A 24,974-nucleotide genomic window follows, 5' to 3' on the forward strand; every position below is an offset into this window, starting at 1 on the left:
GAGGTGAGGTTAGTCTATGGTGCAATCACGTTTAAACACTTTTTGGAAAACGATTATTATTAGCTCCACTTTAATAGGCATTTTCTTATCTGTAAACATGTTATTCTATCTTGAATTATTTGGCATAAATCCGATTCAAAATGCTTACATGATTTTATTATTAGCCTGTTTTCTCCCTTGTGCCTATCTTATGTTTCCCGGAAAGAAAACGGATCTTTCGATTAAATGGTATGATATCGCCTGTTTTTTATTATCCATGATCATTGCTTTAGCCATTGGTTTGAATGGTGAACGGATTATTATTGAGGGATGGGATTGGGAGGCTCCAGTTTTACCGACCATTGCAAGTATTCTTCTATGGGGGTTAATTATTGAAGCTTTAAGAAGAACAGCCGGTCTTGTTTTAGCGATGATCTGTCTAGTAATCTCACTGTATCCTCTTATTGCTGGAATTATACCGATAGAATTGCTCCAAGGACAGTCTTATGATTTTCTTACGTTAGCGAGAAATCACATCATGAGTTCTAATAGCGTGTTTGGTATTGCTTATACAACGATTGGGAATTTATTACTAGGATTTTTAGTATTTGGTGTAGTCATTACGAAAACTGGTGGTGGTGACTTTTTCTTCAACCTCGCTCTTTCTATCTTTGGCAGAACAAGGGGGGGCTCTGCGAAGGTTGCCGTTGTAGGGAGTGCATTTTTTGGCATGTTGAGTGGTAGTGCCGTTTCGAATGCAGTGACAATAGGTGCAATGACCATACCGGCAATGAAGAAAACAGGCTATAAACCCCATTATGCAGCAGCTATTGAAGCGACTGCGTCTACAGGTGGTACCATTACGCCACCGATTATGGGTTCGGCAGCCTTTATCATGGCCTCTTTTTTAGCGGTCCCTTATTATGAAATCGCTTTAGCAGCGGCAGTCCCAGCATTTCTTTATTATCTTGGCTTATTTATTCAAATTGATGGATATGCTGCCAAAAATGGATTGAAAGGGATGTCTGCTAAGGAAATACCCTCATTCTGGAAAACGTTAAAAGAGGGTTGGTATTATATCTTTTCAATCGTAGTCATGATTTTCTTCTTAGCAGTACTTAACTCAGAAGGGCAAGCACCTTATTATGCGAGTGCTGTATTGTTAATCATTGCCATGATAAAGAAATCAACGAGGATGTCAGCTAAAGATCTAGCGAATATGGTTGTGAATACAGGAAAGGTCTTAACTGATATCGTTGTTATTATTGCTGGGGTAGGCTTTATTGTTGGTGCGTTGTCTGCTACAGGTGTATCGTTTTCATTTTCTCGTGAATTAGTGGCTGCTGCTGGAGATAATACTTTCTTAATCTTAATAGGTGGAGCACTTACCTGCTTTATTTTAGGGATGGGTATGACTGTATCCGCTGTATATGTATTTTTAGCAGTTATTATGGCACCGGCACTTGTTGCAGTTGGTGTGGATCCAATAGCAGCACATTTATACGTTGTTTATTGGGCAACTGTCTCCTATATTACGCCACCAGTAGCATTAGCTGCCTTTTCGACAGCAAGTATAGCAGGAGCAAGTCCGATGAAAACAGCTTTTCAATCTGTCCAGTTAGGGTCAGTAAAGTTTATTGTCCCATTCTTCATGATTTATAATCCTGCCATATTGATTGGTCGTGGAGATCCGTGGGATACGGTCCTTAGTATAGTTGTTGCAGTCATAGGGATTGCTTGCATTTCCTTTGCTCTGGAAGGCTATCTTGTGGGAGCTGGCATTTTAGTTATGGCAGAGCGAATCATTTTATTTGTTGCTGGTCTGATGATGTTTGTCCCAATGTGGTCATTTATTATCGCTGGAACCGTGATAGCTGTCTGTCTTTATGTACTTAAATGGCGAAGAAAAAGAAGTAAATATAATCAAGGCAATGAACTGGAGGTATAACGAATGGATAAAAATGAAGCGATACAAAAATTTCTTCACCCAGAATCAATCGCCATTGTAGGCGTATCAAAAGATTTCACATCCATTAGTGGTAAACCGATCAAAAACCTTATTCAGCATCAATATAAAGGGAATATTTATCCTGTAAACCCTAAATATGAAGAAATTGGTGGTTATAAGTGTTACCCTTCTTTAGTTGAAATTCCTGACTCCGTTGATGTCGCATTAATAGCTGTTTCAGCTAAAAGAATGTTATCCATCATCGATCAATGTAAACAAAAAGCAATTAGAAGTATCGTTCTTTTTGGCTCAGGTTTTGCAGAAATAGGAGAAGAAGGTTCAAATCTACAGAATGAAGTGTTAGAAAAGGCGAAGGAAGCGAATATTCATATTCTTGGCCCCAACTGTGTCGGCTTATTAAATGTTCATTTATCACTACCAATGGGGTTTGCTACCTCGTTTGAAACAGATCGGCCATTTATTTCTGGACCAGTAGGGTTTGCTTCTCAAAGTGGAGCGATTGGCTTTTCATTATTCGGGATGGCACAAGAAGAGAATATAGGATTTTCCTATGTGGTGAATACGGGAAATCAGATGGATATTACGACACTTGATGTCATGAGTTATATGGTAAAGGATGAGCAAACATCAATCATTACTGGTTATTTAGAAAGTATTCCAGACGGAGAACAATTCATTCGATTAGCGAAAGCCGCAAAAGAAAAAGATAAACCACTCATCATGTTGAAAGCTGGAAGGTCAAAATTAGGACAGAAAGCGGCTTTATCGCATACAGCCTCAATGACTGGTTCTGACGAAACGTATCAAGCAATCGCCAAACAATATGGCATTATTACAGTGAATGATATTGATGATTTAATCACAACAGTCAAAGTCTTTTTAAATCACAAAAGGGCAGCTGGAAATAGAGTGGTAACGATTTCTAATTCTGGAGCTGCAGGTATCGCAATGGCTGATTATAGTGAAGATTTGCAGCTTAATATGATTACGTTGGCTGAAGAAACGAAGAGAAAAGTGGCAGATTTAATCCCTACTTACGGATCTGCAATGAATCCGATTGATGTGACTGCGCAAAGTTTAAAAGAACAACATATTCTAACCGATACATTGAAAATTTTATTAGAAGATACAACAATAGACAGCATTGTTTTTCAAACGACATTTGGAGGCGAATTAGGCTTTAACATTTGCAAAGCAATAGCGGAAATAGACGCGAAAACAGATAAACCGATACTCGTGACGATTACTGGTACAGATGAATTAACAGGAAAAGGAAGAAGATATTTACAACAAAATAAAATCCCAGTATATAAAACATCTTATGAAACGATGGTCGCACTAAGTGTACTAGTACAATATTCAACAAAGACTGTTAATGATGTTCAGGTAGCTGGTGAAAACATTTATCATCGTGATGAAATTAAAGAACGAATTTGGACTGAAGTAAAGGTTAAACATTTATTAACAAGCTTTGGCATCCGTACACCTAAAGGAGTACTCATCAATAAGGTAGATGAGATAGAGACTATGAAAGTAGATTGGGATATTCCTAAGGTGTGCAAAGTCATTTCTTCCGATATTCTTCATAAAACGGATGCAGGTGGTGTTATTGTTAATATACAGAATGAACAAGAATTAGCGTTAGCGGTTAAGGAGATAACAGAAAGTGTAAAGAAATATGATAAAGAAGCACAGATAGATGGCTTTCTTGTGGAAGAGATGGTTAAGCAAGAAGGTGTAGAATTTTTCATTGGCGTGAAAGAGGATCCTCAATTTGGTGCGATTATTGTCTGTGGGCTAGGAGGAATATTTATTGAAGTATTTAAAGATGTATCGCTAAGAAAAGCTCCAGTCAGTGAGGAAGACGCAATTGAGATGCTAATGGAATTAAAAGGTTATGCCGTTTTGCAAGGAGTTAGGGGAAAAGGCAGTCATGACATTCAGGCATTAGCTCGAGCGATAGAGAAGATATCCCATTTTGCTGCTAATCAAAATGGTAGATTAAAAGAGATGGATATCAACCCTCTTCTTGTGCTTGAAGAGGGAGAAGGTGTGCTTGCCCTAGATGGTGTCATCGTTTGGGATGAAAAAATTGATAATTTAATAGAATCCTTATGAATGGAGAAGTCTCTATTATGAAGAATGAATACTTACAATGGCTAGAAAAGGAGTTTAATACATCTCCTTATTGGCAGCTCCTTGGTATTAGAATGGATGAATTGGAAGCAGGGAGAGCGCGCATTAAGATGTCGGTAAAAAAACAACATTTAAACTCTAATGGTGTGGTTCATGGAGGCGCAACTGCCTCCTTATTGGATTCGGTTATAGGTGTCACTATTCGGTCAATGAAAGATGTTAAAGTGGCGACGATTTCATTAACAACTCAATTTCTTGCACCTGTTAAAGAAGGGATCTTGTATGCAGAAGCGAAAATGATACATGAAGGAAGAAGAATCCAATATGTTGAGTCTATTCTTACTCAGGAAGATGGAAGTGTTGTTGCTAAAGCGCTAGGTACCTTTTCTATTAAACAGCGGATAAGTTAGGAGGGGGATTTATGGATGAGTCTATTAAAGTACCTCAACCGGAACCGATAAAAGGTGGCATGCCAGAACCGACAGAAATAAATTATTTCTTATCAGATCCCCATATTCATTTTTTATTAGCACACTATGTAAACGATGATTATCAATTATTTAAAGCTCAGTTAATTGAGTTAGGGGATAGAGCAAATAATGAGATCGATCCGCTTTCGAGAGAGGCGGACAGACATCCGCCAACATTAACAATGTATGATAAGCGTGGGCAACGAATAAATGATGTTAATTATCATTCATCCTATTCACGTCTCGAGGAAATCGGTTATGAAGAATTCGGATTGGTTGCCATGAGTCATCGCAGCGGTGTCATGGGGGCTGAAACGGCTTTTAATAAAGTGATGAAATATACTTTTTGGTATGTATTTGCTCAAGCTGAATTTGGTTTATGTTGTCCGATGAGTATGACAGACTCAGCGGCGAAGATTTTGGAGGATTATGGAAGTGTAAAACTAAAGACAGAATACTTACCCCAATTAATTAGTACGGAGAGTAATAGAATGACCGCTGCTCAATTTATGACAGAAAAGCAAGGCGGTTCGGATGTTGGTGCCAATTCAGTCAGAGCAGAAGCTAATGGAGATTCATGGTTAATCACGGGGGATAAATGGTTTTGTTCAAATGTTAGTGCTGATGTAGCACTTGTATTAGCGAGACCAACAGGTGCAAAAGAAGGAACAAAAGGGTTGGCCATGTTCTTAGTACCAAGAATCTTGCCTAGTGGAGAAAGAAATCATTATACGATCAATAAATTAAAAGATAAATTAGGGACAAAAGGAATGGCTTCAGGAGAAGTAACTTTTAAGCGGGCGACTGGTTACTTAGTTGGGGAACTTGATCATGGGTTTAAACAAATGATGTCAATGGTCAACGCTTCAAGGTTATCAAATAGTGTCCGTTCTACAGGTCTCATCAGGCGCTCTTATTTAGAAGCCTTATACACAACTAGAGGACGTATCGCATTTAAAAAACCATTAGCCAAACTTCCTCTCATGCAGAAACAATTATTTGAAATGATGCTAACATCGGAAGTGGCGACATCCATGTCACTATACACGGCACATACCTTTGATTTGACCGAAACTAAAAAGGATGAGAAAGCAAAAACGATGCTAAGATTGTTAACACCTTTGTTAAAAGGTGTAATATGCAAACAAGCAAGAGTGATTGCAGGTGAATCAATGGAAATGAGAGGCGGCAATGGATATATTGAAGAATGGGCAAATGCTAAAATTGTACGTGATGCTCATTTAGGGTCAATATGGGAAGGTACGACGAATATTGTTGCGCTGGATGTTTTAAGAGCAATTACAAAAAATAAGGCAAATACTGTGTTAATACAAACAATGAAAACGATTTTAAATGAAGTGACGTTTGTTGATTTTACCCCATTGAGAAAGAAGTTATTAACTAATATGCATCTATTAGAGGAAGATCTTAATCTAATAGGGCAAGTTAGCCCTACAGAAGTAGAAATGGAAGCTATTTCTATCATGCATCGCATTTATTATTTATTAGCGAATTGCTTATTGTTGAAAGAAGCTGAAATTGAAACAAAGGAAACAAGCAGTTATAGAAAATATTTTAATGCTTGTTATTATTATCATCTGCATATCCAAAATAGTAAAAGTCGGTGTTTTCACCAAAGTGTATGGCAATGGGGAGAAGATGTTATCAATTGGGTGACTATCCCCAAATCAGCGATCTCTCATTTTAATGAGCAATTAAGTAAATAGAAAATTCTAAAAAATATTGCAATTGAAAATTGGATACAGTATCCTATAGATAACCATTTTTATAAGTAGGGTGAAGACGAACGACAACTTGTGAGAAAAAACGAGAAGCTTCGTTGTTTTCCCCCCTAGCAAACCATTAAAAACATCACTTAAAGGAACATGTTACTATGCATTTCCACAAAGAACATCTACGAACATTTGGCGAAAAATGAGCAGGTATTCGTCTCCATTTCTTTAATGAATCATACTAAACCAACAAGAATATTAAGGGCAACTATGTCAATGATTGAGTATGAATTAAATGCTCTTTTTACAGCAAAAAAGGAGGATATAAATGAAAGTTGAGACATATGAAACGATTGACCTAAAAAAAACTCATCATAATCAAATTGCTATCTTACGTTTAAACCGTCCACAATCAATGAATGCATTGAACACCAAAATGGCGAGTGAAATCGTATCAAGTTTAGAAATCTTAAAATATGATCCAGATTTACGAGTCATTATTTTAACTGCAGAGGGGGATAAAAGCTTTTGTGTTGGAGCTGATTTAAAAGAGCGAAACGGAATGAGCCAAAGTGACTGGAAAAAACAACATGATATTTTTGAAAGAGTGACTGAATTAATTCGTGAGTTTCCTTTTCCTATTATTTGTGCTGTAAATGGTTATGCGCTAGGCGGTGGTATGGAGATTGCATTAAGCTGTGATATGCGCACGGCAAATGAAAACGCTTCATTCGGTTTACCTGAAGCGAAACTCGGTCTCATACCAGGGATAGGTGGTACACAAATGGCCATAAGAGTATTACCACTTGCAATAGCTAAAGAAATTTTATTTACAGGTAAAAGAATCAGTGCTACAGAAGCTGAGACATATGGACTCGTGAATAAAGTTTGTAGAGAAGAAAGCTTATTAGAAGAGACAATTAAGTTGGCATCAGAAATTGCAGAGAACGCGCCACTTTCATTAAAGGCATTAAAGAAAGTTGTTAATAAAGGAGCAGATTGCGATTTATCTACGGGAATCGCACTAGAATTAGAAGCATATTATCGTTGTGCTAATTCTAACGATCGTTTAGAAGGAATTTATGCTTTTAATGAAAAAAGAAAACCACAATGGCAAGGAAAATAAAGGAGGGTAAAAATGGCACAGACGAAAGTCAATACTGAACATGACATGATTAGAAAAAGTGTGAAAAGTTTATGTGAGAGATTTCCGGAAACGTATTGGCAAGAAACGGATGAAAGGGAAGAATATCCAACAAGTTTCGTTCAAGCCTTAACAGATGAGGGGTGGCTTTCAGTTCTTATTCCAGAACAATATGGCGGAGCTGGTTTGGGAATGACAGAAGCGAGTATTGTATTAGAAGAAATTAATCGCTCAGGCGGGAATGCGGGTGCTTGCCACGCACAGATGTATACAATGGGTGCAATATTAAGGCATGGTAGTGAAGAACAAAAACAGAGATTTCTCCCAAAAATAGCCAGTGGTGAAGCAAGACTCCAGGCATTTGGAATTACGGAACCAACAGCTGGCAGTGATACAACTAGTATTGAAACTTTTGCCCACAAAGAGGGAGATAAATATATAGTTAACGGACAAAAAATTTGGACATCTAGAGCTGAGCATTCTGATTTGATGCTACTTCTAGCAAGAACAACACCAAAAGAAGCTGTAGCGAAGAAAACTGATGGCTTAAGTTTATTCATACTAGATATGAAAGAACAACACGATAAAATAACCATTCGTCCGATTGATACAATGATTAATCATGCAACAACAGAAGTATTCTTTGAAAATGCGGAAATTCCAGTAGAAAACTTAATTGGCGAAGAAGGTAAAGGGTTTAAATATGTTCTTAGTGGAATGAATGCGGAGAGAATATTAATTGCCTCAGAATCTGTTGGAGATGGCTTATACTTTATAGATCGCTCAGTACAGTATGCTAATGAACGTGTAGTATTCAATCGTCCTATTGGAAAGAATCAAGGTGTACAATTTCCGATTGCTAAGGCATTTATGGAAATAGAAGCCGCAAAGCTAATGAGAGATAGGGCGGCTGATTTATTTGATGAGGGAGTCAATTGCGGTGCAGAAGCAAATATGGCTAAATACCTTACTTCCGAAGCGACATGGAATGCAGCAAATGCGGCAATGGATACTTACGGTGGCTATGGTTTTGCTAAAGAATATAATATTGAACGGAAATTTAGAGAAGCGAGATTATTTAAGGTTGCCCCAATTGCCAATAATTTAGTATTAAGCTTTGTCGGACAGCATGTATTAGGATTACCAAGGTCTTATTAACTTGTACCATTTCTTTTACTACAGGGAGGGATAAGGATGACGGGACCTTTAGCAGGCATGAGAGTCATTGATGTCACAACCAATATTTCCGGTCCAACTTTAACAATGATTCTAGCGGACTTAGGTGCAGAAATTATTAAAATTGAACGTCCGGGTACGGGAGATGACGCCAGGGGGATGGGGCCATTTATGAGTGGTGAAGGCGTATATTTTCTTCATATTAATCGCAATAAAGAGTCGGTTGTCATCGACCTTAAGAAACAAGATGGGAAACAAATCGTATATGATCTTGTCAAATCGGCAGATATATTCGTTGAGAACTTCCGGCAGGGAAAAGCAGAGCAAATGGGATTAGGTTATGCTAAATTGAAAGCAATAAACAATCAAATCATCTATTGCTCATTATCAGCATATGGCCAAAGTGGACCGCAAAAATTGCAACCGGGCTATGATGCTATTGCTCAAGCTGAAACAGGTATCATGGGCATCAATGGAGCCAAAGACGCTGAATTAGCGAGAGTACCTGTCTCTATTTTAGATCAAGGAAGTGCAATGTGGGGGGCAATTGGTATTCTATCTGCACTTTTGCATCGAAATCATACAGGTGAAGGGCAATTTGTTTCTACTTCTTTATATGAAACCGGTTTATTTTGGAGTAGTTATCATATGCTTTCCTTTTTAGCGACAGGAGAAGAACCACAGAAAAACGGCTCTGGTCACACGGCATTTGCTCCTTATGGTGCTTACTTGGCAAGTGATACGTATATCATGATTGGCATTTCCAATCAATCGCTATTTGAAAGATTATGTCGGGTTTTAAATAGTATGGAGTGGCTATCAGATCAGCGATTTTTAGATAATAAAAATCGTGTGGAAAACCAATACATCTTAAAAGAAAACATAGAACTGATACTTCAAAGGGAAACGGCTGATTATTGGGTGACGGAATTAAGCGCGGCAGGGATCCCAAGTTCCAAAGTAAAAAAAATATCGGAAGTCATTGATGCAAAACAGACAGAAGCCCTTGGCATGTGGCAACAAGTAACACATGATACAATTGAAGATTTACGTCTACCAAGACTACCTTTTCATCTAAGTAAATCTACACCTGAGGTGAAAATGGCATCGCCAAAACTAGGGGAAAATACTGATTGTGTCCTACAATCATTAGGCTATACGCAAGAAAGAATAGCAGAGCTTTCAACTAGCCAAGTTATTGGGGCTTATGAAAAAAAACTGAAAAACAGATAAACCATTTATGAGCTCTTCTATTATTGTGGTAAGACATTTATAGGAGAGCTTTTCTTGTGGTTCAACTAACGCGTAAATAGTACAACTGTTTTTCATCTACAATATCAAAAAGTTGAAGAAAAGATTTGTTTGATGAATATTACATATGAAGTGGGGATATTTTCATCAACTACGATAAATAATTCTTTTCATGAGAAAGATATCTGCTATAATAGTTGTAATACTGAAACGTTTTAATTGAAGAAAGAGTCAAAATTATAAATGAACGATTGAAAGAGGGCTAGTAAATAGGGATTGGCATGAAAGAGAGTGGAATTTATCAGCTGAAAGATTCCACCATGATTCAACCTATTGAACCTGCCTCTTTAGTCTGGTGAAAACCATCAGCGGTGATTGAGACGTTAACTCATGAAAGTGGAATGTTTAAAAGAGAGCATTCAATTAAGGTGGTACCGCGAAACCTAACTCGTCCTTATGTATTAAGGCTTGAGTTAGGTTTTTTATTTTTTAAAAAACTAGACTGAGACATCACTACATGGGTGTTCGTGCTCTTAAAAGGAATGAATCATATGGGGAAGAAAAGAATGATCGTTAAAATTGGCAGCAGTTCATTAACGAATGAAAGGGGAGAGATTGACCGCTATAAATTTACCGATCATATATTAGCACTTGCAAAAATACAGAAAATGGGCCATGAAGTGATTGTCGTATCCTCGGGAGCAGTAGCAGCAGGTTTTAGAAAACTAGGTTATTCTTCCCGTCCCATTACATTAAAAGGGAAACAAGCTGCGGCTGCTATCGGTCAAGGATTATTAATTCAAAGTTACATGGAAGCCTTATTAAAATTTGACACCCTGGCAGCGCAAATTTTACTGACTCGATCCGACTTTAACAATCAAGTGCGCTTTAGAAATGCGTACGATACGATTATGGAACTGTTAGATCGTAAAGTCATACCGATTATTAACGAAAATGACACTGTTTCTATTGAGGAATTGACTTTCGGGGATAATGATATGTTATCAGCACTCGTTAGCGGGCTTGTTCATGCTGATTTACTTGTGATTTTAACAGATATTAATGGCTTATATGATCAAAACCCGTTTAAGTATCCAAATGCCAGCCGAATTGACTTCTTAAATGAAATTACTGATGTGCAAATGAAAGCGACAGATGGTGCGGGCTCTAAAGTTGGAACTGGCGGCATGTACTCAAAGTTGAATGCTGCTAAAACAGCTATGGAATTAAACGTCCCGGTTTTTATCGGTACTGGTAAAGGTGAAGACAAACTTATAAGCATCCTTAATGGAAATGGAGACGGTACATATCTTTCTAATCAGCAAATGAAAAATATTAATACAAAACGGCAATGGATTGCCCTTCATTCGACGGTCAAAGGAAAAATCTATGTGGATAAAGGAGCCGAACAAGCACTTGTACATGGTGGTGGAAGTCTATTATCACCTGGAATTGTTAAAATTGATGGAAGTTTTCTTTCGGGTGAGGTTGTTGAAGTGAGGTTTGAAAATCAACTAATTGCTAGGGGAGAAGTAAGTTGTTCTAGTCAATATCTCACGCAAACATCACATGAGAAAAAACGAATTAAAGAAGTGATTCATCGTGATAAATTAGTTTTAGAATCGAATAGGAGTGAAGGGAAATGACAAGTGAAGTATATGAAAAAGGTAAATTAGCAAAAAAAGCGAGCTATCGTTTAAGTGGCGCTACGACAGCGGAAAAAAATCAAGCATTAAACGCCATTGCCAATCAATTAATAGAAGATCAAGAGGAAATCCGTTTAGCCAATGAAAAAGATATAAGGATGGCGCGTGGCCACATGAGTGACAGTATGATTGATCGTCTTATGTTAGATGAGTCTAGAATAAGAGCAATGGCACAAGCGGTCACTGATATCGCACAACTTGACGATCCTATACATCGTGTATTGCAGACAATAAAAAAAGAAAATGGCCTACTTATTCAACAAAAGTCAGTCCCACTTGGTGTTATAGGTATGATTTACGAGGCAAGACCTAACGTAACCATTGATGCTGCTTCACTAGCTTTAAAGACAAATAATTGTGTAATTTTACGAGGGAGTAAAACGGCACTACATAGTAATCGTGCGCTTGTCCAAACTGTTCATCGCGCATTACAATCGACGGAGCTACCAATTGATAGTGTCTTATTAATTGAAGATACGAGTAGAGAAGCTGCCAAAGAATTATTTCATCTTCATACATTTCTCGATGTGCTTATCCCCAGAGGTGGCAAAGGATTGATTGATACTGTTGTACGTGAGGCATCCGTGCCGGTTATTGAAACAGGTGCAGGTAATTGCCATATGTATATTGATGAGTTTGCGGAATTAGAAATGGCGAAGAAAGTAGTATTAAATGCGAAGAAACAAAGACCTTCTGTTTGCAATAGTATCGAATCTCTTTTGATTCATACTCATTGGTTGGAAAAATACGGGGGAGAATTTTTAGCTTACATGGAGAACGAGGGAATTGAAATGGTTGGAGATCAATATGTGAAAGACTTTCTTCCTCACATCGAATTAGCCACTACAGAAGATTTTCACAGTGAGTTTCTATGCTTAAAAATGAGCGTTAAAACAGTTGCCTCTGTTGAAGACGCCATTACTCATATTCGTCAGTATGGGACAAAGCATTCAGAAGCAATTATAACGGAAAATAATAGTCGAGCAGAAACCTTTATGAATCATGTAGATGCTGCTGCTGTTTATCATAATGCTTCAACAAGATTTACAGATGGATTTGAATTTGGTTTTGGCGCTGAGATTGGCATTAGCACACAAAAAATGCATGTGCGTGGACCATTGGGATTAAAAGCACTAACATCAAGTAAATATTTTATTGAAGGTAATGGACAAATAAGAGAATAATTGTTAGCTAAAAGTTAAAGGAATTTTGCTAGCGTTAGAGAAGTATAAATGAATAAGATGATATTCTTCTAAAAAGGTGTGACTTATACATGGAAACTATTCCTAAGCCAGCGGCGACAGTCTTATTAATCAATCCACAAGGACAAGTATATATGACGAAACGCCCAGCAACAATGAAATTTCTTGCTGGGCATTATGTTTTTCCTGGTGGCGCAGTGGATGAGAAAGACTCGCTGCTATCTAATAGATTAATTGCTCCAACAGATCAGGAAAATATCCCTTTAGCTTATTATGTTGCTGCCGCAAGAGAAGTCTATGAAGAAATTGGAGTTTTCCTTGGTTGTGATAGAACAGGAGAGCCGCTCTCATTTCAAAAAGAAGAAAGTTTGAACGATAGGAAAAGGCTCTTAAAAAAGGAAATAAGTTTTATCGAGTTATTAAAAGAAAAAGAAGCCGCGCTTGATTGTCGCTGCTTCACATATATCGGCCATAAAACGACACCAGCAAAAAGTCCAATACGTTTTGATACACGTTTCTTTATTACACGTCTCCCAAAACGGCAACAACCAATTCCTGATCCTTATGAAGTTGCAGAAGCCAGGTGGATTTATCCAAAAGATGCTTTGCATGCATATGAGAAGGGTGAAATTAAACTCATAAACCCGACTATCCGTTCACTTGAAAAAGCAATTTGTTGGTTAGATGCAACTTCATGAATAACTTGAGTAAGCATTTCTGTTCTGTATAACCTTTCTTTCTTCTATCAACTTAATTAAATGAGCTTCTGTTGTTTTTTCTGCTACTACTTTGTTTGAAGGGTGAATATGACCAGCGTATATCTTATTCGTAATTTCGTGTAATAACAGGGGCTCATTCTCTTTTAAAATATGTAAAATTTGTTCTTCTCTCTGCATTCTTCTATTCAGTACATAATCAATATGTTCGTATGGATTATTAATCCAATCGCCATGACCAGGACCAACCATTGTTAAGGATAATGATTTTATTTTTTCTAATGTGATGAAATAATCTTTCATATTCCCATCGGGTGTACCAATCCAAGAAGTTCCCTTTTCTATTAAATTATCACCTGCCAGTAAAATCTTCTTAGAAGGTAAATAAAAGCTTAAATGACCTGAAGAATGCCCTGGGAGATGTAATGCTATCAGAGATTTATCGCCTATAGATATTTCTTCGTGATCTGAAAGGTAATGGAGGTTATCAATTTGAACATTCCTTCTGATTTCGGGCTCCTCAAGTGGATGAGCAAATATAGGTATTTGCCAATCAAGAAGTTGTTTCACTCCAGGTGAATGATCTTTATGTCCATGGGTGAGAAGAATCGCTTTCGGAATGGGAAGCTCATGTTTTTTTAGTGCTGTATGTAGTGTTTCTCTTGTAATGGGTTGATTATAACCAGTGTCAATGATTAGAGTTTCCTCTTTATTACCGATGATGTAGCTATTTGTTGTTGTATATGGCCAAAGAGTGGGAGTAGGAATAGGTATACGTAATACACTAATATCTGATTTCATTATGTCCACCTTTTATAAATAATTTGAATATTATGAATATTTTTTAGCTATTGATACTTACTTTAAAACTATGCTATGATACATAGGCATGGCTATTTATTATTATTGTATAAAAGTATCCAATATAATAATAACAAAAATATTAAGATGTGTCAACTAATTTTTTATCGAGGAGTGATTCTATGCAAGAGCGACAAGAAGAGCAAAAAAGGGTAGATAGAATAATACATGAAGTGAATAAGAAGCAAGTCGCTTATATAGAAAATCGCGACCACGTACAGAAGGATGTAAAACAATTAAAAACAGGATTTTGGGATGATGTGACAGTCAACCTAGAGGAAATGGACGATGTGATTGAGACATTTCAAAGTGTAAAGCAGCAAGCAGAATTATTAGGGGAAAGAGAACGGCGAATGGGAATGCTCGATCAATATGTCAACATATTGTCGAAACAAAAAGACTCACCCTATTTTGGCAGAATTGATTTTAGGGAAGATGGGGAAGAAAAGGAATCCATATATATTGGTGTTGCCTCATTAATGGATGAAAACGATGAGCAGTTTCTTATTTATGATTGGCGGTCACCTGTTGCGAGTATGTATTACGATTACACACCTGGAAAAGCAAAGTATGACACCCCATATGAAACAATTATGGGAGAAATGTTATTAAAGCGTCAATTTATTATAAAAAAGGGGAATATTGAAGGGTTATTTGATACGGGTTTAACGATTGGTGATAGTGTGCTGCAGGAAGTGTTAGGTGGTCACGCAAATGCACAGATGAAAAGTATTGTTGCTACGATTCAGAAGCAACAAAATGCAATTATTCGCAATGTGAAAGACGATTTAATTATTGTTCAAGGAGTGGCAGGTAGTGGGAAAACATCAGCAGCATTACAAAGAATCGCTTACCTTCTATATCATTATAGGAAATCATTACATGCGGAAAATATAATTCTTTTCTCGCCAAACCCGCTATTTAATAGTTATGTTTCTCAAGTGTTACCAGAATTGGGTGAGAAAAATATGAAGCAGGATACTTTTTGGCACTTCATTCAAAGTAAGTTTGATGCAAAGCTTACGATAGAAACACCGCTTGATCAATTAGAATTTCTTCTTCAAGAAAATGATTCAAGTGAAAAAAGAGTTCAGGAAATTGAATATAAGTCCTCTTTATCCTATCAATCTTCTATGGATCAATATATTAACCATTTATTAATAGAAGGGATGATTTTCCGTGATCTCACCTTTCATAATGAAAAATGGCTGACTGTCGATGAAATCGGTGAGAAGTTTTATTCTTATGAAAGTAACATTTCAATCGCGAACAGACTGCAACTTATACAAGAATGGATCCTTTCTATTATAAAGAAAAAGGAGAAAGCAGAACGGAAGAAGGCTTGGGTTGAGAATGAAGTAGAATTACTTGATAAAGAAGATTATTTACAAGCATATAAAAAGGCACAGCAAATAGATGATGATGGCTTCATGCAACCAGAAGTTGAGCAAGCGTATTTGATGAAAATGGTTGTGAAAAGGAGACTTAAGCCACTTCGGAAACAAATCAAATCTTTCTATTTTGTTGATATACTTGCAATGTACGATGAGTTTTTACGTACAAGTAACAAAGATGATTCGGGATTAGAGGCAATTGTATCTGGTGATATGTTGTATGAAGATGTGGTTCCTTATTTATATTTAAAACAACAATTATTAAAGGAAGATGGTCATACGTCTGTACGTCATATTTTTATTGACGAAGCACAGGATTATTCACCCTTTCACTTTGCCTATTTAAAAGAGTTATTCCCGCATAGTAAGTGGACGTTATTGGGAGATGTGAATCAAACTATCCACTATCACGCTGACAATCAGTCTGTCCTTTTTAGTAATGAAAAAGCAACAATCTATCAATTAAGACAAAGTTATCGTTCAACGAAAGAGATTACGACATTTACATCAAGTCTGCTTTTAAATAATGAAGATATTATTCCTTTTAACCGAAGTGGCGAAAAGCCCATTATCAAAAATGTGGATGAGGAAGAAGCGCTAACGATACTCATAGATGTCGTTCGTCGATCCGTCTCGCTAGGTCATGAAACCATTGCGATCATTGCTAGGAGTGCGAGTCAGAGTGAGGAGTGGTACCGTCAATTATTGCCTCATCTTAACAATGTGAACCTTATCCATCAAAAAACAACGGAATTTCAAAAAGGAATTACCATTATTCCATCTTATTTAGCAAAGGGGATTGAATTTGATGCTGTTGTTATCCCCGATGGTGAACAATATAAAAAAGAGAGGGACCGCTTTTTATTCTATACAGTGTGTACGCGGGCAATGCATCAATTAGTCATCCTGCAAAAATCACAAACGAATCCGTTTATAAATGGAGCAGATGTGCACACATATGAATATATATCGTAATGATTGTTTTAGGTATGTAGGATATTATTCGTATCTTGCATACTTTTTTTTATATCTTTTGATGTGTTTTTACATATTAAAGGAGGAAAAGGGGATTTCTTGCATAACCCTTTTAAGGGAGCAATTTTTGCTTTCAACCTGAATAGAGGGAGGAATGTGAAGTGAAAAAAATGGTCGCTTGTATTGCCATCGTCACGCTATTTATGTTAACAACCTCTCAAGCATTTGCTGCTAAAACGATTACGCCTCAAGGAAAGCTTAAGCCACCAGGGGAAGTATTCACGCCGGGAGAGTGGTTTCTCGGAAGTGTACCACCGAATTTAGATACAAGTAAACCCCCGATTGTCTTTGTTCAAGGAAAAAATGGTAGTTCAACTAGTTGGTATGAAGAAACGGAATATCATGGTGTAAATGATATGTATACAAAAGCGTATGAATCTGGTTATCAAACTGTGTTTGTACAATTGCATGATGCAGCAGGAGAAGGTTCGGCAAGCCAATTGGATAACGGTGAACTTCTCGCTTCGATGCTTGCTGATATTTCCGCGCATTTCCAAGGGAGAAAATTAAATATTGTCGCTCACAGTAAAGGTGGACCAGATACACAAGCGGCGCTCATTCATTATGGTGCACACGCATATGTCGGTCGAGTCATTACATTAGGTTCCCCGCATCATGGTTCCCATTTGGCCGACCTTGCTTATAGTTGGTGGGCAGGGTGGTTAGGTACTTTATTAGGGCAAAAGGATGATGGTACCTTTTCTTTGCAGGTAGGTGAAATGGCTCACTTTCGCTCAATAACTGATCATCATTCTCATGCAACGAAGAATAAGTACTACACTGTTTCCGGGACAAATAAGGGGCCGTCAATGTCCGCTTTATGGATGGGTGGCCAATACTTATCCTCTGAAGGTGAAAATGATGGTTTAGTTAATGATTGGAGTACAAGGTTACCATATGGTACACATCTCTTTAATGACACCTCTCTCGATCATGATAAAATTCGTATGGGCTCCGCTGTATTTTCTAGAATTGAACCATATTTGCGTTCATCATCTGTAACCGGATTGACAACGGATGATGTAAAAAGTAGCGATACATTAATGTCTAAAGATATTTCCTCCTATACCCACGGTGGCGAATGGCAAGGGTATGCCTCTTATAATCAATCCTTTCATGTGGATGAACAACTTAAAAACATACAAATCTGGACATCAACGAAGGATGTTAAAGTTAAATTAATTTCGCCAACTGGGAAAGAGTATCAAAGTTACACTTCATCACCTAAAAGTGCAGAAATATTTAATGGGGCAGCAGCACATAGTTTTACTGGCATTATATCTGAAACAGGTCGTTGGCAAGTGCAACTAACATCTAGCAAGAAGGATAATGCCTATGTGATGAATGTTACCCATGAAGGGAAAAATAATCTAGAACTAAAGATGAATCCACTTTTCTCAAAGGATCCAGTTGCTTTCTCCCTACAATCAAACAACAATATACAATCTATCACAATGAATACGAAATTAGTGGATAAGAATGGCAATACAGTAGTGGCACCTTTAAATGTACAAAACACTTCGCGTAATGGGTCAATTGGACAATTTAATGCTAAGTTAAGTAGTGGTGTTTATAATATGACTATTGATATAAAAGGTAAAACACTTCAAGGGGCCCCTTATGAAAGAACAGTTATTCGCTCGTTTTATGTACAATAGTAGAGTTTCATTTATCGTTTGATCGGTGTGTGAGGTGCTGATACTGGCATCTCTTTTTCTTTTTAACTAAAATAAAGGCAAGTCAATTGAAATAGATGGGGTGAGATGTGAATGAAGTTTATAAATAAAACAGTTATTGTCACTGGTGCAGGAAATGGCATTGGTCAAGGGGTTGCACTCGCATATAAACGGGAAGGTGCCAACGTAGTAGTGGCTGATTGGGATGATTCGAACTTTGCTGCGCTTGAAGCAAAGGGGCTTGATTGCCTTCAGATAAATGTCCAAGAAGAAGCAGACATTCAACGATTATTAGAACAAACGATCGAGAAATATGGACAAGTAGATATTCTCATTAATAATGCTGGTGTATCTGTCTTTAAACCTTTGTTCGAATTAACATTAGATGAATGGGATCGTGTCATCAATACAAATGTAAGAAGCGTATTTCTAGCCACGAAAGAAGCGGCAAAATATATGAAAAATAACGAATCGGGTGGAGCGATTGTTAATATGGCTTCTACTCGTTCGATGATGTCTGAGGTCAATTCAGAAGCCTATGCCGCTTCAAAAGGTGGCATAGTTAGTTTAACTCATGCATTAGCTCTTTCCCTAGCTGATTATCACATTACGGTTAATTGTATTTCGCCAGGGTGGATTGTTACGAATGAGAAGGCGGAACTGCGAGAAGTAGATCATCATCAGCACCCTTCAAGGAGAGTCGGGACGGTAGCTGATGTAGCTAAAGCTTGTCTTTACTTAACAGATCCGGAAAATAACTTTGTGAACGGAGAGAATATTACTGTAGATGGTGGTATGACGAAGAAAATGATATATGAAGAATAAATAAAAGATAAAAAGCAAGGTTCCCCTAGTAAGAGTAAAGGAACCTTGCTTGTTTATATTTCTATTTCATTGCGTCTGACCACTCTTCTACATTCCACACTTTTGTGACCCAATCTTCGTAAAAGTCGGGTTCATGGCAAACGAGGACAATGGTGCCTTTATATGCTTTTAAGGCTCTTTTTAATTCTTCTTTCGCCGTAATATCTAAATGATTTGTTGGTTCGTCAAACAGTAGCCAATTGCTTTCGTTCATCATTAACTTGCAAAGACGTACTTTCGCTTGTTCTCCCCCACTTAGTTGGTTCATTGGTCTTGAAATATGTTCATTTTTTAGCCCGCATTTAGCGAGAGCTGCACGAACCTGATGCTGATCCATCGCCGGGAACTCGTTCCATACATCATCTATGGGTGTAATTTGCTCGCCTTTCACTTCCTGTTCGAAATAGGAAGGGTAGAGGAAGTCACCTCTTTCAATTTTCCCGCTAATCGCTGGGATTTTTCCAAGCATCGTTTTTAAGAGGGTAGATTTTCCGACACCGTTACATCCAACAATGGCAATGCGATCCCCTTTTTCAATCGTAATTGACATTTTTGGCAATAGGGCATGTGTATAACCAATTTCAAAATTCTCGCCTTCAAACACATAACGGCTACTAGCCCTCGACTCTTTAAATTCGAAAGTAGGTTTAGCGGCAGTTTCAGGACGATCAATTCTCTCCATCCGGTTTAATTGCTTTTGCCTACTTTTTGCACGACCTGTTGTTGAATATCTCGCCTTGTTTTTTGCGATAAAATCTTCTTGTTTCTTGATGAATTCTTGTTGCTTTTCATATGCGTGGATATGTTGATTTTTATTGATTTCTGCCAGTTCTAAGAATTTTTCATAACTAGCCGTATAGCGAGTAAGTTTAGAGAATTCTAGATGAAAAATAACATTTGAGACTCCGTTCATAAATTCAGTATCATGCGAGATTAAAATGAATGCATACGGATATTCTTTTAAATAGTGGGATAACCAGTCTATATGTTCAACATCTAAATAGTTTGTTGGTTCATCTAAGAGTAAAACTTGAGGTTGCTCAAGCAATAGTTTAGCAAGTAAGACTTTTGTTCTTTGCCCCCCGCTAAGTGCTGCGACATCTCTATCCAAACCTATTGCATCTAATCCCAACCCTCTTGCTGCATCGTCTATTTTTAAATCGATTGAATAAAATCCGCCTGCTTCTAGTGTATCTTGAATTTCACCCATTTTCTCAAGCAAAACTTCTAATTCTTCTGGTGTGGCATCTGCCATCTTCGCTGTGACTTCATTTAATTCTTCTTCTTTTTTATATAATGGTAGAAAGGCATCTCTTAATGCATCGCGCATCGTTTTTCCAGGGGTTAAAACAGTATGTTGATCCAGATACCCATATTGTACATTAGGTGTCCATTCCACTTTGCCCCCATCGTGAATAAGCTGCCCTGTAATAATATTCATTAAAGTAGATTTACCTACCCCGTTTGCTCCAACTAACCCTACGTGATCTTCTGCTAATAAACGAAAAGACACGTCCTTAAATAATGTTCGATCGCCAAAAGTATGACTAAGATGATCAACTGTAAGTAAACTCATTTTGTAATCCTCATTTCTTCATAATCATTTAATAATCATACTAGATTTCTCGATGTTTAACTAGGGGAGAGGCGATATTTATCTATAAAAGAAAAATTCCTTATGAAGAATGGATGGTGGTATAATATGGTTTAAATACATATAAAAGGGGGATTGTTATGCAATTAACGATCCATGCAAAAGGAGAAGGCGCGAATATCCTTTCTTTTTTATTGGCGAAACACCCTGAACGTCTTTATGAAAAAGAACATAAAGGGCATAAAGTACGTCTCTTTTATCAAACCTTTACTCCTAATGAGGTGAAAGTAACGATATACGTCGTTTTGGATGCTATAAGTTTAGTAAGGGATAGTGGAGAGAAATTAGATATTACACATTATATTAATGACCGTGAATTTGCAGTTAGTAGTTTGTTTTTATCACTCATACGCTCTTCTCTTGCGACAGCCCTAAATGGCTTACCTAAGGAAGAATATTTACCATATGTACGGCAGGTATTTCAATTTTCTTATTCATTTGGTCCAGTAAATACAGACCTTTCTGTAGAGAATCTTCGGGAGTTGTTTTCACCGCTTGGATTTACCTTATCTGTGCAATCTGAAACGAAAAACAGTCCTCTTTATGTAACTGTTACAGGTGAGACAACGTTACAAAAGGGGTTAAGGCAGTTATTTATTCTCATTCCAGTTATTGATAATTATAAGCACTATTTTATTGATGAAAAAGAGGCGGAAAAGCTTCAGCGGTTCGGAGAAGGTTGGCTAGATGATCATCCTCAAAAAGAATGGATTTATAAACGTGCCTTAAAGTATAAAGGGCTGTTAGACGACCATATAACCGAACACATAAAGGTTGAAAAGGAAAAGAAGCAAAAAGGACTAAACCAACTACGTTATGAAAAGATAATCGAAATCATTCAATCTAAACCTCATCTTAGAAAGATAATAGATATGGGGAGTGGAGAAGGAAAGCTTAGTACTAGATTAGGCTTTTTACCAAATGTGAGTGAAATAATCGCAGTTGAACCAAGTGAACGAGAAACGTTAAAGGCGAAAAAAAGATATGCAAAAGCTGCCGAAAATCCGGGCTTCTTAATGCCAATGCAAAAATGGGGTTCGGTATTTTATTATGATGATGGACTAAAGAATAAAGACGTCTTTATTTTATGTGAAGTGATCGAACATATTGCCGAGGAAAAATTGCATACGGCCATGCAACTGATTTTTCAAGAGTATAAGCCTGCGGTTTGTATTATTACAACACCGAATAAAGAATATAATACACTTTATCAACTTGGGGAATCAATGCGTCATTATGATCATCGCTTTGAATGGACAAGAGCAGAATTACTAGCATGGGTTGAGAAGATGACTGATATGTATGCTTATAAAGCTAGCATTTCTAGTATAGGTGAGGTAGATCATGAACGAGGTTCACCGACTCAGATAGTCGTATTTGAAAAAGAGGTGATGGTATGAGGAGGAGAATCACACTTCCTAACGCTGGTGTCGTTTTACTTGTTGGGCCTTCTGGTAGCGGTAAAACAACATTATTGCAGAACTTGGTCGATAGCGGACAAATAAAAGACTCAGAAATTTTAAGTTCAGATAAATATAGAAAAATAGTTGCAGATCAAGAGTACAACTCAGTTGAAAGCACTGATAATAAGATGGCGCAAATCTTATTTGAACAGTATCAAAGGATTTCTAAAGAGGCATTTGAACTGCTAGAATTGACCCTAGAAGCAAGATGTCGCTTAAATAAATGTAGTTTCATTGATGCGACTAATATAAATAGTGATGATCGTAAAAAATTGATTTCCATTGCACATCGCCATCATTTACCGATAAGCGCAATTGTGCTAGATATCGATTTAGATACATTATTAATGAGAGATAACGAACGAGTATTCCCAAGGGGTTCAAAGCGCATTAAACAACAAATGAAAAGGTTCCAATATCATAAGCGTTATTTAAAGACAGAACGTTATCATCAACTTTATATGATAAAAGAATTGAATCACTCTGTTGAAATAGAACGAATGGATGAAGTTCCTCCTATTGATGTGGGAGCAGGAATTGATATCATTGGTGATATTCATGGTTGTTATACTGAGCTATTACAATTATTAGAGAAGTTAGGATATGAAGAAAATGAACAAGGGCTCTATACTCATCCCCTTGGGAGGAAGTTTTTATCATTAGGAGATATTATGAGTCGGGGACCGCGCTCTTTAGAAACGCTTTTATTTTTTAAAAATCATGTTAATAATAACTTAGCTTATATGATTGATAGTAATCATGGTTGGAAAATCTACAGATGGTTAAAAGGAAATCAAGTTACTTTACAACATGGTGACGAACTGACAGCTAAAGAAATCAATCAATGGTTAGCTACCTATTCAGAAGAAGAGCAAAAGCGCCTGAAGGATGAGTTCATTCAGTTTTTAGGAGATGCTCCGGCACATTATATAATCGAGGATAAAGGCGTGCCGATGCTTGTATGCACACATGCAGGGATTAAAGATGAGTATATAGGCAAGAAATCCCAACAAATATCGGATTATTGTCGATACGGTGAATCATCAAGTCGCATGAAAGATGGTATTCCCATTAGAGATGAATGGTATCATCATCATACAGGTCATATGACCATTATATGGGGGCATGATCCGAGACCATATCCGACTACTATCAACTCTACGATTAATATTGATCAAGGTGTAGTATTTGGAGGGAAATTAACAGCCTATCGATATCCCGAGAAGTCATTTGTCGCAGTTGATGCCCTCAAAAATTATAACGGTGTAGAGCATAACCCAATAATAGAATGGAAGAGCAAGAGATTGCTACCCCCAAATATACAAGCGCTTATTGAAGGTTTCCGCATACAAATGGAAGAATTCGAAGATGTAAGTGTGAAAGGTAAGTATGTAAAACCAGTCATTGGCTCGTTATCTACAGCCGATACCCATTTTGGTCAACTGGTTTATCTCCCTCCAACTATGAGCCCTGTTCCTATTCCGAGTCAGTTGCCAGATTATTTAGAACATCCAATAGAGGCTTTTAAATATTATCAGGATAATGGTGTTAATCAACTGATTGTTGAGAAAAAGCATATGGGTTCACGGGGTATTTTACTCATCTTTAAGAATGAGGAAGTAGCGTTAAACTATACTGGGATTAGTAATTTAGGTGCGATATATTCAAGAAGTGGGAAGCGCTTTTTTAAGAAGGATATAGAAGAGCGAATATTAACGGTTATCCAATCTAGTTTAAAGGAAAATGACTATTTTGATAAGTACGAAACAGACTTTGTATTACTGGATTGTGAGATCATGCCATGGAATTTAAAGGCACAAGATTTAATCAATAAACAATATGAACTTGTAGCTGAAAGTGCGATCTTAGATCGAAAAATCTTGGATCAAGCACTAAATGAATCAATGGTTGAGAACCAGTGGTTAAAGGAAAATGAGGAAAAGTTAGAACGTGCAGAAAGTTTTCAAAAAGTGTATGAAAAGTATTGCTGGGAAGTTTCTGACATAGATCGCATTGTGATTGCTCCATTTCATATCCTAGCACATAGTGGAAGAGTATATCACGAAAATCCCCATACGTGGCATATGACTCATGTAGAAGAACTATCCAATATATGTAGTATTTTTAGACGTACTGAATATTTACTTATTGAAGATGAATCGGATTGGAAGCAAGTAATTAATTGGTGGAAAGAAATAACAGAAGAAGGGCATGAAGGAATGGTTGTTAAACCTAACCAGTTTACCGTATGGGAAAAAGGGAAGCTGTTACAACCAGCTTTAAAGGTAAGGGGAAGAAAGTATTTACAAATCATATATGGCATGGATTATTTAGAAGAGAAGTACTTAGAGCGGTTGAAGAGAAGAAACACGAAACGTAAACAAAAACTAGCGTTGCAAGAATTTTTCTTAGGGATAGAGGCGTTAAACCGCTTTGTAAAGCAAGAAGAAATAGGTCGAATTCATGAATGTATTGTCGCTATACTTGCCCTCGAAGGAGATGAAGTCGACCCGAGATTATAGTCGTCATAGAGAAAAGTCATCTA

The 24,974-nt window shown here is 37.2% G+C and carries 17 protein-coding genes; 15 read left to right on the forward strand and 2 right to left on the reverse strand.

What is annotated here, in order from left to right; translation table 11 throughout:
• Positions 1-16: 16 nt before the first annotated feature.
• From LG276_RS11435 to LG276_RS11480, 10 genes are all read left to right on the forward strand, one after another.
• The gene (locus LG276_RS11435; RefSeq protein ID WP_251161561.1) at positions 17-1,927 is read left to right on the forward strand and encodes a TRAP transporter fused permease subunit; all 1,911 of its coding nucleotides are present in this window, start codon (positions 17-19) and stop codon (positions 1,925-1,927) included.
• A gap of 3 nt (positions 1,928-1,930) precedes the next feature.
• Entirely contained in the window at positions 1,931-4,066 is a 2,136-nt protein-coding gene (locus LG276_RS11440; protein ID WP_251161562.1) for an acetate--CoA ligase family protein, read from the forward strand.
• 17 nt (positions 4,067-4,083) lie between these two features.
• Positions 4,084-4,494: a PaaI family thioesterase gene (locus tag LG276_RS11445; RefSeq protein ID WP_251161563.1), complete on the forward strand. Its 411-nt coding sequence runs from the start codon at positions 4,084-4,086 to the stop codon at positions 4,492-4,494.
• A gap of 11 nt (positions 4,495-4,505) precedes the next feature.
• Complete coding sequence (locus LG276_RS11450; protein ID WP_251161564.1) at positions 4,506-6,281, forward strand: acyl-CoA dehydrogenase family protein; 1,776 nt, start codon at positions 4,506-4,508, stop codon at positions 6,279-6,281.
• Between the two features lie 334 nt (positions 6,282-6,615).
• Complete coding sequence (locus tag LG276_RS11455; protein ID WP_095373352.1) at positions 6,616-7,413, forward strand: enoyl-CoA hydratase/isomerase family protein; 798 nt, start codon at positions 6,616-6,618, stop codon at positions 7,411-7,413.
• Positions 7,414-7,425: 12 nt separating this feature from the next.
• The gene (locus LG276_RS11460) at positions 7,426-8,589 is read left to right on the forward strand and encodes an acyl-CoA dehydrogenase family protein (protein WP_251161565.1); all 1,164 of its coding nucleotides are present in this window, start codon (positions 7,426-7,428) and stop codon (positions 8,587-8,589) included.
• Positions 8,590-8,625: 36 nt separating this feature from the next.
• The gene (locus LG276_RS11465) at positions 8,626-9,840 is read left to right on the forward strand and encodes a CaiB/BaiF CoA-transferase family protein (protein WP_251161566.1); all 1,215 of its coding nucleotides are present in this window, start codon (positions 8,626-8,628) and stop codon (positions 9,838-9,840) included.
• A 569-nt stretch (positions 9,841-10,409) separates the two neighbouring features.
• Positions 10,410-11,504 (forward strand): glutamate 5-kinase, encoded by a 1,095-nt coding sequence (gene proB / locus LG276_RS11470; protein WP_251161567.1) that lies wholly within the window; start codon positions 10,410-10,412, stop codon positions 11,502-11,504.
• A complete protein-coding gene (locus tag LG276_RS11475; RefSeq protein ID WP_251161568.1) occupies positions 11,501-12,748 on the forward strand; it encodes a glutamate-5-semialdehyde dehydrogenase in 1,248 nt (415 codons plus the stop codon). Before proB ends, LG276_RS11475 begins: the two co-directional genes overlap by 4 nt.
• An 89-nt stretch (positions 12,749-12,837) precedes the next feature.
• Positions 12,838-13,464, forward strand: a complete 627-nt coding sequence (locus tag LG276_RS11480) for an NUDIX hydrolase (protein ID WP_224936390.1) — start codon at positions 12,838-12,840, stop codon at positions 13,462-13,464.
• Here the strand turns inward: LG276_RS11480 and LG276_RS11485 are convergent.
• The gene (locus tag LG276_RS11485) at positions 13,459-14,283 is read right to left on the reverse strand and encodes an MBL fold metallo-hydrolase (protein WP_251161569.1); all 825 of its coding nucleotides are present in this window, start codon (positions 14,281-14,283) and stop codon (positions 13,459-13,461) included. The two genes, LG276_RS11480 and LG276_RS11485, sit on opposite strands and share 6 nt — an antisense overlap.
• Positions 14,284-14,465: 182 nt before the next feature.
• Between LG276_RS11485 and helD the strand changes: the two genes are divergently transcribed.
• The 3 genes from helD to LG276_RS11500 all read left to right on the forward strand — a co-directional run bounded on the left by helD (position 14,466) and on the right by LG276_RS11500 (position 19,273).
• The gene (gene helD, locus LG276_RS11490) at positions 14,466-16,712 is read left to right on the forward strand and encodes an RNA polymerase recycling motor HelD (protein WP_251161570.1); all 2,247 of its coding nucleotides are present in this window, start codon (positions 14,466-14,468) and stop codon (positions 16,710-16,712) included.
• A gap of 170 nt (positions 16,713-16,882) precedes the next feature.
• Complete coding sequence (locus tag LG276_RS11495) at positions 16,883-18,430, forward strand: triacylglycerol lipase (protein WP_251162010.1); 1,548 nt, start codon at positions 16,883-16,885, stop codon at positions 18,428-18,430.
• 111 nt (positions 18,431-18,541) lie between these two features.
• Positions 18,542-19,273 carry an SDR family NAD(P)-dependent oxidoreductase gene (locus tag LG276_RS11500; protein WP_251161571.1) on the forward strand — a complete coding sequence of 244 codons (732 nt, stop codon included), beginning with the start codon at positions 18,542-18,544 and terminating at the stop codon, positions 19,271-19,273.
• A 61-nt stretch (positions 19,274-19,334) separates the two neighbouring features.
• Here the strand turns inward: LG276_RS11500 and LG276_RS11505 are convergent, their stop codons facing one another.
• Entirely contained in the window at positions 19,335-20,888 is a 1,554-nt protein-coding gene (locus LG276_RS11505; RefSeq protein ID WP_224936394.1) for an ABC-F family ATP-binding cassette domain-containing protein, read from the reverse strand.
• 158 nt (positions 20,889-21,046) lie between these two features.
• Here LG276_RS11505 and LG276_RS11510 point away from each other — a divergent pair, with 158 nt between their 5' ends.
• Complete coding sequence (locus tag LG276_RS11510; RefSeq protein WP_251161572.1) at positions 21,047-22,366, forward strand: 3' terminal RNA ribose 2'-O-methyltransferase Hen1; 1,320 nt, start codon at positions 21,047-21,049, stop codon at positions 22,364-22,366.
• On the forward strand, positions 22,363-24,951 hold the full coding sequence (locus tag LG276_RS11515; RefSeq protein WP_251161573.1) for an AAA family ATPase: 2,589 nt from the start codon (positions 22,363-22,365) through the stop codon (positions 24,949-24,951). The genes LG276_RS11510 and LG276_RS11515 overlap by 4 nt, the downstream gene beginning before the upstream one ends.
• Positions 24,952-24,974: the final 23 nt, after the last annotated feature.

Source organism: Cytobacillus kochii (genome assembly GCF_044790165.1).
Taxonomy (GTDB): Bacteria; Bacillota; Bacilli; order Bacillales; family Cytobacillaceae; genus Cytobacillus; species Cytobacillus kochii.

What these genes read in the sequence shown, in the direction of transcription:
- LG276_RS11460 (WP_251161565.1), top strand. Translation starts at nt 7,426, where the DNA reads ATGGCACAGACGAAAGTCAATACTGAACATGACATGATTAGAAAAAGT.
- LG276_RS11515 (WP_251161573.1), top strand. Translation starts at nt 22,363, where the DNA reads ATGAGGAGGAGAATCACACTTCCTAACGCTGGTGTCGTTTTACTTGTT.
- LG276_RS11480 (WP_224936390.1), top strand. Translation starts at nt 12,838, where the DNA reads ATGGAAACTATTCCTAAGCCAGCGGCGACAGTCTTATTAATCAATCCA.
- proB (WP_251161567.1), top strand. Translation starts at nt 10,410, where the DNA reads ATGGGGAAGAAAAGAATGATCGTTAAAATTGGCAGCAGTTCATTAACG.
- LG276_RS11485 (WP_251161569.1), bottom strand. Translation starts at nt 14,283, where the DNA reads ATGAAATCAGATATTAGTGTATTACGTATACCTATTCCTACTCCCACT.
- LG276_RS11445 (WP_251161563.1), top strand. Translation starts at nt 4,084, where the DNA reads ATGAAGAATGAATACTTACAATGGCTAGAAAAGGAGTTTAATACATCT.
- LG276_RS11455 (WP_095373352.1), top strand. Translation starts at nt 6,616, where the DNA reads ATGAAAGTTGAGACATATGAAACGATTGACCTAAAAAAAACTCATCAT.
- LG276_RS11440 (WP_251161562.1), top strand. Translation starts at nt 1,931, where the DNA reads ATGGATAAAAATGAAGCGATACAAAAATTTCTTCACCCAGAATCAATC.
- LG276_RS11505 (WP_224936394.1), bottom strand. Translation starts at nt 20,888, where the DNA reads ATGAGTTTACTTACAGTTGATCATCTTAGTCATACTTTTGGCGATCGA.
- LG276_RS11500 (WP_251161571.1), top strand. Translation starts at nt 18,542, where the DNA reads ATGAAGTTTATAAATAAAACAGTTATTGTCACTGGTGCAGGAAATGGC.
- LG276_RS11510 (WP_251161572.1), top strand. Translation starts at nt 21,047, where the DNA reads ATGCAATTAACGATCCATGCAAAAGGAGAAGGCGCGAATATCCTTTCT.
- LG276_RS11435 (WP_251161561.1), top strand. Translation starts at nt 17, where the DNA reads ATGGTGCAATCACGTTTAAACACTTTTTGGAAAACGATTATTATTAGC.
- helD (WP_251161570.1), top strand. Translation starts at nt 14,466, where the DNA reads ATGCAAGAGCGACAAGAAGAGCAAAAAAGGGTAGATAGAATAATACAT.
- LG276_RS11450 (WP_251161564.1), top strand. Translation starts at nt 4,506, where the DNA reads ATGGATGAGTCTATTAAAGTACCTCAACCGGAACCGATAAAAGGTGGC.
- LG276_RS11495 (WP_251162010.1), top strand. Translation starts at nt 16,883, where the DNA reads ATGGTCGCTTGTATTGCCATCGTCACGCTATTTATGTTAACAACCTCT.
- LG276_RS11465 (WP_251161566.1), top strand. Translation starts at nt 8,626, where the DNA reads ATGACGGGACCTTTAGCAGGCATGAGAGTCATTGATGTCACAACCAAT.
- LG276_RS11475 (WP_251161568.1), top strand. Translation starts at nt 11,501, where the DNA reads ATGACAAGTGAAGTATATGAAAAAGGTAAATTAGCAAAAAAAGCGAGC.